General features: G+C 73.1%; 6 protein-coding genes. 1 reads left to right on the forward strand and 5 read right to left on the reverse strand.

Annotated features, from left to right (window positions below):
• Positions 1-52 precede the first annotated feature (52 nt).
• Positions 53-805, forward strand: coding sequence for a peptidoglycan recognition protein family protein (locus SZN_RS33680; protein WP_425274499.1), 753 nt, complete (start codon positions 53-55; stop codon positions 803-805).
• A gap of 99 nt (positions 806-904) precedes the next feature.
• On the opposite strand, the gene SZN_RS33685 is transcribed toward SZN_RS33680, so the two are convergent.
• The 5 genes from SZN_RS33685 to sucB form a co-directional block, all read right to left on the reverse strand.
• Entirely contained in the window at positions 905-1,423 is a 519-nt protein-coding gene (locus tag SZN_RS33685; protein WP_007503994.1) for a DUF4240 domain-containing protein, read from the reverse strand.
• A 126-nt stretch (positions 1,424-1,549) separates the two neighbouring features.
• Entirely contained in the window at positions 1,550-2,524 is a 975-nt protein-coding gene (locus SZN_RS33690; RefSeq protein ID WP_007503996.1) for a helix-turn-helix transcriptional regulator, read from the reverse strand.
• Positions 2,525-2,615: 91 nt separating this feature from the next.
• Positions 2,616-5,318: a pyruvate dehydrogenase (acetyl-transferring), homodimeric type gene (gene aceE, locus SZN_RS33695; RefSeq protein ID WP_007503998.1), complete on the reverse strand. Its 2,703-nt coding sequence runs from the start codon at positions 5,316-5,318 to the stop codon at positions 2,616-2,618.
• Between the two features lie 291 nt (positions 5,319-5,609).
• Positions 5,610-6,233: a GntR family transcriptional regulator gene (locus SZN_RS33700; RefSeq protein ID WP_007504000.1), complete on the reverse strand. Its 624-nt coding sequence runs from the start codon at positions 6,231-6,233 to the stop codon at positions 5,610-5,612.
• Positions 6,234-6,495: 262 nt separating this feature from the next.
• Positions 6,496-7,420, reverse strand: a 925-nt coding sequence (gene sucB / locus SZN_RS33705; protein WP_007504002.1) for a 2-oxoglutarate dehydrogenase, E2 component, dihydrolipoamide succinyltransferase, incomplete at its 5' end; no start/stop codon positions are given.

Raw genomic sequence — 7,420 nt, forward strand, 5'->3', positions numbered from 1 at the left:
CGAACCCGGCCCCCCGCCCGCCCCGCCCGCCCCGGCCGCGGGGCGGCGGCGGGTGGCCGGTGGGCTGCTGGTGCTCGGCGGGTGCGTGCCCGGTCTCGCGGCCGTGCTCGCGCTCGTCCTGTGCGCGAACGGCGTCGAGCGCAGCGCCGAGGAGCGCGAGCGCCCGGTCGCCGCGCGTGCCGCGTCCTACCAGGCCCCCCGCCCCCAGATCGTGCCGCGCACCGCCTGGCTCGACGCCAGGGCCCGGCACGCCCAGCCGCCCCCGCGCTACGACGACCGGGTCAAGGCAGTCTTCGTGCACCACACCGACTCGCCCAACGGCTACGACTGCGCCGACACCCCCCGCGTCATCCGGTACCTCTACGCGGGCCAGACCGGCGCCCGCGACTGGGACGACATCGGCTACAACTTCCTCGTCGACCGCTGCGGCACCGTCTACGAGGGCCGGGCCGGCGGCGTCACCCGCGCCGTCACCGGCGCGCACACCCAGGGCTTCAACCACCGCACCGCCGGCATCGCCGCCATCGGCACCTTCACGGCCGGCGTGCCCGTGCCCAAGGCCATGACCGACGCGATCGCGGCGGTCGTCGCCTGGAAGCTCGGCCTCAGCGGCACCGACCCGCGCGCCCGGGTCCGGCTGACCTCCAGCAACAGCCTCAGCCGCTACCCGTCCGGCGAGTCCGCCACGATGCCCGCCGTGGCCGGCCACAACGCGGGCTTCATGACCAGCTGCCCCGGGGCCGCACTCACCGCCCGCCTCCCGGAGATCAGGGACCGTGCCGCCCGCCTCCAGGGCCGCGGCTGAGGGCGCGCGAGGAACCCGCCGCCCCCGCGCGAGGAACCCGCCGCCCCCGCGCGAGGAACCCGCCGCCCCCGCGCGAGGAACCCGCCGCCCCCGCGCGGATCAGTCCTTGAACCGCTCCCACAGCCCGGGGAACCGCTCCGCGAGCGCCCGTTCGTTCTCGAGGTCGACGGGCGTGCCCAGCGGTTCCGGCGGCGCGGGCGGCAGCCCCAGATCGGGCGCGACGGCCCCGGTGAGCTGCTCGTACGCCTCGTCCGCGGCGTAGCCGAGGTCCTCGCCGTCGCCGTCGAACTCCTCGTCGAAGTCGTCGAGGAGGCCGGCCAGCGAGTCGGGGTCGTGCACGGCGCCCTCGTACAGCTCGCGGCCCTGGCCGATCAGCCAGCAGCGGAAGTAGTCGAAGGCGTCGTCGCTCGCCCCGCCCAGCAGGACCCACGCGGCGCCCCACAGGTCCCAGGTGTACGCGCGGTTGTAGCGGGCCTCGAAGTGACGGGCGAAGTCGAGCACGGCGTCGGGGTCCAGCCGCAGCAGGCGGTCCACGAGCAGGTCGGCCTGCTCCTCCGGGTCGCCCTCGGCGGCCTCACGGGCGCCGTCCACCAGCTCCCAGAACTCCGTCTCGTCCATCACGCGTCCAGCATCGGCCCTGCGGGGGTGGGGCGCACGCGGAGTGCGGCGGATTGTTATGGGGCGCACACCCGGCGGCAGCGCCCCGCGGCCAGGCCCCCGCCGGTGCCGGAGAGCCTCGCGGCCTCAGCCGCCGTACAGCCGCGCCAGCCGTGCCGCGTCGTGCGCGAACCGCTCCCGCAGCGCCGCCGGTGCCAGCACCTCCGCCTCCGGGCCGAGCGTGGCGAGCTGGTCGTGGGCGACCTCCTCCGACTCCACGGCGACCGTCACCGTCACCCAGCCCGCGCCGTCCGGGGCGTCCGCCGCCTCCAGCGCCTCACGCGCCGAGCGCGGATCGAGGACGGACGGCAGTCTGCGCGCCCCCCGCGGGGACACCCGCAGCACGACCTCGGTCCGCAGCAGGGACCGCTCGAACTGCTCGGCCCGCTCCTCCCAGAAGCCCGGCAGGTCGAACTCCCCGTCCCGCGCGAACCGCTCCCCGCCGAGGTCCACCGCCGTGAAGCGGTCGATGCGGTACACACGGTACGAGCCGTCCCCGGTGACCCGGGCGCACAGGTACCAGACGCCCGCCTTCAGCACCAGGCCGTACGGCTCCAGCTCCCGCTCGACCTCGCTCTCGCCGCGGCGGTAGCGCGCCACGATCCGCCGGTCGTCCCAGACCGCTTCCGCGACCGCGGGCAGCAGCGCGGGGGTCCTCGGCTCCCGGAACCAGTTCGGCGCGTCCAGATGGAACCGCTGCGACGCCGTGCGCGAGGCGTCGCGCACCGACGGCAGCAGGGCGGCGGACACCTTCAGCCGGGCCGCGGACGAGGCGTCCTCAAGCCCCATCTCCCGCAGCGCCCCCGGCACGCCCGACAGGAACAGCGCCTCGGCCTCACTGCGCCCGAGCCCCGTCAACCGGGTGCGGTACCCCCCGACCAGCCGGTAGCCGCCGACCCGCCCGCGGTCCGCGTGGACCGGGACGCCCGCCTCCGCCAGCGCCTGCGCGTCACGGGTCACCGTCCGCTCGGACACCTCCAGCTCCCGGGCCAGCTCCGCGGCGGACATGGAGGGCCTGGACTGGAGCAACAACACCATCTTGATCAGACGCGCGGCACGCATACGGCCATCATGCCGGGCGCCACCGACAACGCGGGGGGCACGGCGACCGCCGTACCCCCCGCACCCGCGCCGCCCGAGCGGCGGTGCCGTCCTACAGGCCGTACTTCTCCCGGGCCTCCTTGACCGCCGTCGCCTTGACCTCGCCCCGCTTCGCGAGCTGGGCGAGCGCGGCGACCACGATCGACTCGGCGTCGACGCCGAAGTGGCGGCGGGCCGCGTCACGGGTGTCGGACAGGCCGAAACCGTCCGCCCCCAGCGAGGACCAGTCCTGCTCGACCCACTGCGCGATCTGGTCCGGGACCTGGCGCATGTAGTCGGAGACGGCCAGCACCGGGCCCTCGGCGCCCTGGAGCGCGGTACGCACGTAGGGCACCCGCTCCTCGCCGCGCAGCAGGGCCGCGTCCGCCTCCAGGGCGTCCCGGCGCAGCTCCGTCCAGGACGTCGCCGACCAGACGTCGGCCGCCACGCCCCACTCCGCGGAGAGCAGCCGCTGCGCCTTCAGGGCCCAGTGGATCGCCGTACCGGAGCCGAGGAGCTGGACGCGCGGGGCGTTCGCCGCCGGGGCCAGACCCGCCGACTCGGCGGTGTTGAAGCGGTACAGGCCCTTGACGATGCCCTCGTCCACGCCGGCCGCGGCGGGCTTGGCGGGCTGCGGCAGCGGCTCGTTGTAGACGGTGAGGTAGTAGAAGACGTCCTGGTCCTCGCCCGGCGCGGCCTCGCCGTACATCCGGCGCAGCCCCTCCTTGACGATGGCCGCGACCTCGTAGGCGAACGCCGGGTCGTAGCTCAGCGCGGCCGGGTTCGTCGCCGCGATGACCGGCGAGTGGCCGTCGGCGTGCTGCAGGCCCTCGCCGGTCAGCGTGGTGCGGCCCGCGGTGGCGCCCACCAGGAAGCCGCGCCCGAGCTGGTCGCCGAGCTGCCACATCTGGTCGGCCGTGCGCTGCCAGCCGAACATCGAGTAGAAGATGTAGAACGGGATCATCGTCTCGCCGTGCGTGGAGTACGCGGTCGACGCGGCGATGAAGTCGGCCATCGAACCGGCCTCGGTGATCCCCTCGTTGAGGATCTGGCCGTTCTCGGCCTCCTTGTAGTACATGAGCTGGTCGCGGTCGACCGGCTCGTACGTCTGGCCCTTGGGGGAGTAGATCCCGAGCGAGGGGAAGAGCGACTCCATGCCGAAGGTGCGCGCCTCGTCGGGCACGATCGGCACCCAGCGCTTCCCGCTCTCCTTGTCGCGGACCAGGTCCTTGACGAGGCGGACGAAGGCCATGGTGGTGGCCACGTTCTGGGTGCCGGAGCCCTTGTCGAAGGACGCGAACGCCTTCTCGGCCGGGGCCGGCAGCGGGGCCACCGGGTGGACCCGGCGGGCCGGGGCCGGGCCGCCGAGGGCCGCGCGGCGCTCCTGGAGGTAGCGGACCTCGGGGGAGTCGGCGCCCGGGTGGCCGTAGGGGACGACCCCGTCGACGAAGCGCCCGTCGGGGATCGGCAGTTCCAGCAGGTCGCGCATCGTCCTGAACTCGTCCACCGTCAGCTTCTTCATCTGGTGGTTGGCGTTCTTCGACGCGAAGCCCTCACCGAGGGTGTGGCCCTTGACGGTCTGGGCCAGGATCACGGTCGGCGCGCCCTTGAACTCGACGGCGGCCCTGTAGGCGGCGTACACCTTGCGGGCCTCGTGGCCGCCGCGGGAGAGGTGGAAGCACTCGCGGATCTTGTCGTCGCTCAGCAGCTTCGCCATCTCCGCGAGGGCCGGGTCGGCCCCGAAGAAGTCCTGGCGGATGTAGGCGGCGTCGCGCGTCTGGTACGTCTGCACCTGCGCGTCCGGCACCTCGCGCAGCCGGCGCAGCAGCGCGCCCGTGGTGTCGAGCGGGAACAGCTCGTCCCAGGCCGAGCCCCACAGCGTCTTGACCACGTTCCAGCCGGCGCCGCGGAACTGGGCCTCCAGCTCCTGCACGATCTTGAAGTTGGCGCGGACCGGGCCGTCGAGGCGCTGGAGGTTGCAGTTGATGACGAAGGTCAGGTTGTCCAGACCCTCGCGGGAGGCGAGCGCGAGTGCCGCGGTCGACTCCGGCTCGTCCATCTCGCCGTCGCCGAGGAAGGCCCATACGTGCGAGGAGGAGACGTCCTTGATGCCGCGCGCGGTCAGGTAGCGGTTGAAGCGCGCCTGGTAGATCGCCGACAGCGGGCCGAGGCCCATGGACACCGTCGGGAACTCCCACAGCCAGGGCAGGCGGCGGGGGTGCGGGTACGACGGCAGGCCGTTGCCGCCGGCCTCCTGGCGGAAGTTGTCCAGGTGCTGCTCGGTGAGCCGGCCGTCGAGGAAGGCGCGGGCGTAGATGCCGGGGGAGGCGTGGCCCTGGATGTAGAGCTGGTCGCCCGACCCGTCGGCCTCCTTGCCCTGGAAGAAGTGGTTGAAGCCGGTCTCGTAGAGCCAGGCCGCGGAGGCGAAGGTGGCGATGTGGCCGCCGACGCCGTGTTTCGCGCCGCGGGTCACCATGGCGGCCGCGTTCCAGCGGTTCCAGGCGGTGATCCGGGCTTCCATCGCCTCGTCACCGGGCACGGACGGCTCGGCGGCGGTGGGGATGGTGTTGACGTAGTCCGTCTCCAGGAGCTTGGGCAGCGCGATGCCGGTGCCCTCGGCCCGCTCCAGCGTGCGGCGCATCAGGTAGGCGGCCCGGTGGGGGCCGGCCGCCTCGGCGACCGCGTCCAGTGAGGCCCGCCATTCGGCGGTCTCCTCCGGGTCGCGGTCGGGGAGCTGGTCGAGCGCGCTCGGCCGGATGGCGTTGGGGTCGGTCATGTCGCCGCCTTCCTCAGTCGAAGGGGGTTCCCTCATCGGTAAGGGTTCGGGGGTGCCCTTGGTCTTTGGCAGGACAGGGCGGAGACCTCGGTGGAGGTCCGTCGGTGACAATAGCTCCCTGATCGATGATCGATCAAAGGGTGCCCGGGTAAAACTTCTCGATTCCGGGAAAGTCGGCATGCGGTGCCTTGGCCGATGGCACCCGGTGCCTTGTTTTCGAAGGATTCAGGCGGGGTCTGCGCGGGGTCTGCGCAGGATTTCCGCAGGTGAGCGACGAGACGCTCGGCTGTGTCAGGGGCGCGGGGCGCAGCCCAGCACATGCGCCTTCACCAGTTCCGGGATTCTCGGGTCCCGGCGGCGGAACGCCTGCACCAGTTCCTCGTGCTCCTCCGCGTACGACTGCTGAACGGTTCCGAGCCAGCGGATCGACAGTGCCGTGAAGACCTCGATGCCGAGGCCCTCCCAGGTGTGCAGCAGCACGGAGTTGCCCGCCGCCCGCACCAGCTCGCGGTGGAAGCCCACGGTGTGCCGCACCTGGCCGGTGCCGTCGGCGGCGCGGTCGGCCCCGTACAGGGCGGCGACATGCGGCTCCAGCGCCGAGCAGTCCTCCGCGAGACGGTCGGCCGCCAGCTCCGCGGCGATGGCCTCCAGACCCGCGCGGACCGGATAGCTCTCCTCCAGGTCGGCGGCGGTCAGGTTCCGCACGCGCACGCCCTTGTTGGGCGCGGACTCGATCAGCCGCAGCGACTCCAGCTCGCGCAGCGCCTCGCGGACCGGGGTCTGGCTGACCTCCAGCTCGGTGGCGATACGCCGCTCGACGATCCGCTCGCCCGGCTGCCAGCGACCGCTGATGATCCCCTCCAGGATGTGCTCGCGGATCTGTTCGCGCAGCGAGTGGATGACGGGGGCGGTCATGGGAGCTCCTTAGGGCGCGTTGACGTTTAGACAATACGGCCGTCGCGCTCCGCGGGGTGGGGCGACAGGGGCGCCATGACGCAGGTGAGACGAGACTTACACGTGAGGGCCGTGGGACACGGCGGAGCCCCGGGAGGGCCGCCCGCGCCCCGCCCGCCCGCACGCCGCGCCTTCCGGGAGAAGGCGGACGCCCCGCGCAACACAGGGCGGCGCCCCGCCCGGGGAAGCCCGGACGGGGCGCCGACACACTGTTGACCGCCGGTTACAGGCCGAGTTCGACCTCGAACTCGCCCGCCTCCAGGATCGCCTTGACGGCCGTCAGGTAACGGGCCGCGTCGGCGCCGTCCACCAGGCGGTGGTCGTAGGACAGGGTCAGGTACGTCATGTCGCGGACGCCGATGACCGAGCCCTCCTCCGTCTCGATGACGGCAGGACGCTTGACCGTCGCACCGATGCCGAGGATCGCGACCTGGCCCGGCGGCACGATGATCGTGTCGAAGAGCGCACCGCGCGAACCGGTGTTGGAGATGGTGAAGGTCGCGCCGGACAGCTCGTCGGGCGTGATCTTGTTGCCGCGGACCTTGCCCGCCAGCTCCGCCGTGGCCTTGGCGATGCCCGCGATGTTGAGGTCGCCGGCGTGCTTGATGACCGGGGTCATCAGGCCCTTCTCGGAGTCCACCGCGATCCCGACGTTCTCGGAGTCGAAGTAGGTGATCGTGCCTTCGCCCTCGTTGATCTTGGCGTTGATGACCGGGTGGGCCTTCAGCGCCTGGGCCGCCGCCTTCACGAAGAACGGCATCGGCGAGAGCTTGACGCCCTCGCGCGCGGCGAAGGAGTCCTTGGCCTGGCCGCGCAGCCGCATCAGGCGCGTGACGTCGACCTCGACGACCGAGGACAGCTGCGCCTGCTCGCGCAGCGCCTTGACCATGTTGTCGCCGATGACCTTGCGGATGCGCGGCATCTTGACGGTCTGGCCGCGCAGCGGGGAGACCTCCAGCGCGGGCGTCTTGCGGGCGGCGGCCGGAGCGGCGGCGGCCGGGGCCTGGGCGGCGGCCTTGGCCGCCTCGGCGGCGGCCACGACGTCCTGCTTGCGGATGCGGCCGCCGACGCCGGTGCCCTTGACGGAGCCCAGGTCGACGCCGTGCTCGGCGGCGAGCTTGCGCACCAGCGGGGTGACGTAGGCGCCC

It is taken from the genome of Streptomyces zinciresistens K42, from assembly GCF_000225525.1.
GTDB classification, from domain to species: domain Bacteria; phylum Actinomycetota; class Actinomycetes; order Streptomycetales; family Streptomycetaceae; genus Streptomyces; species Streptomyces zinciresistens.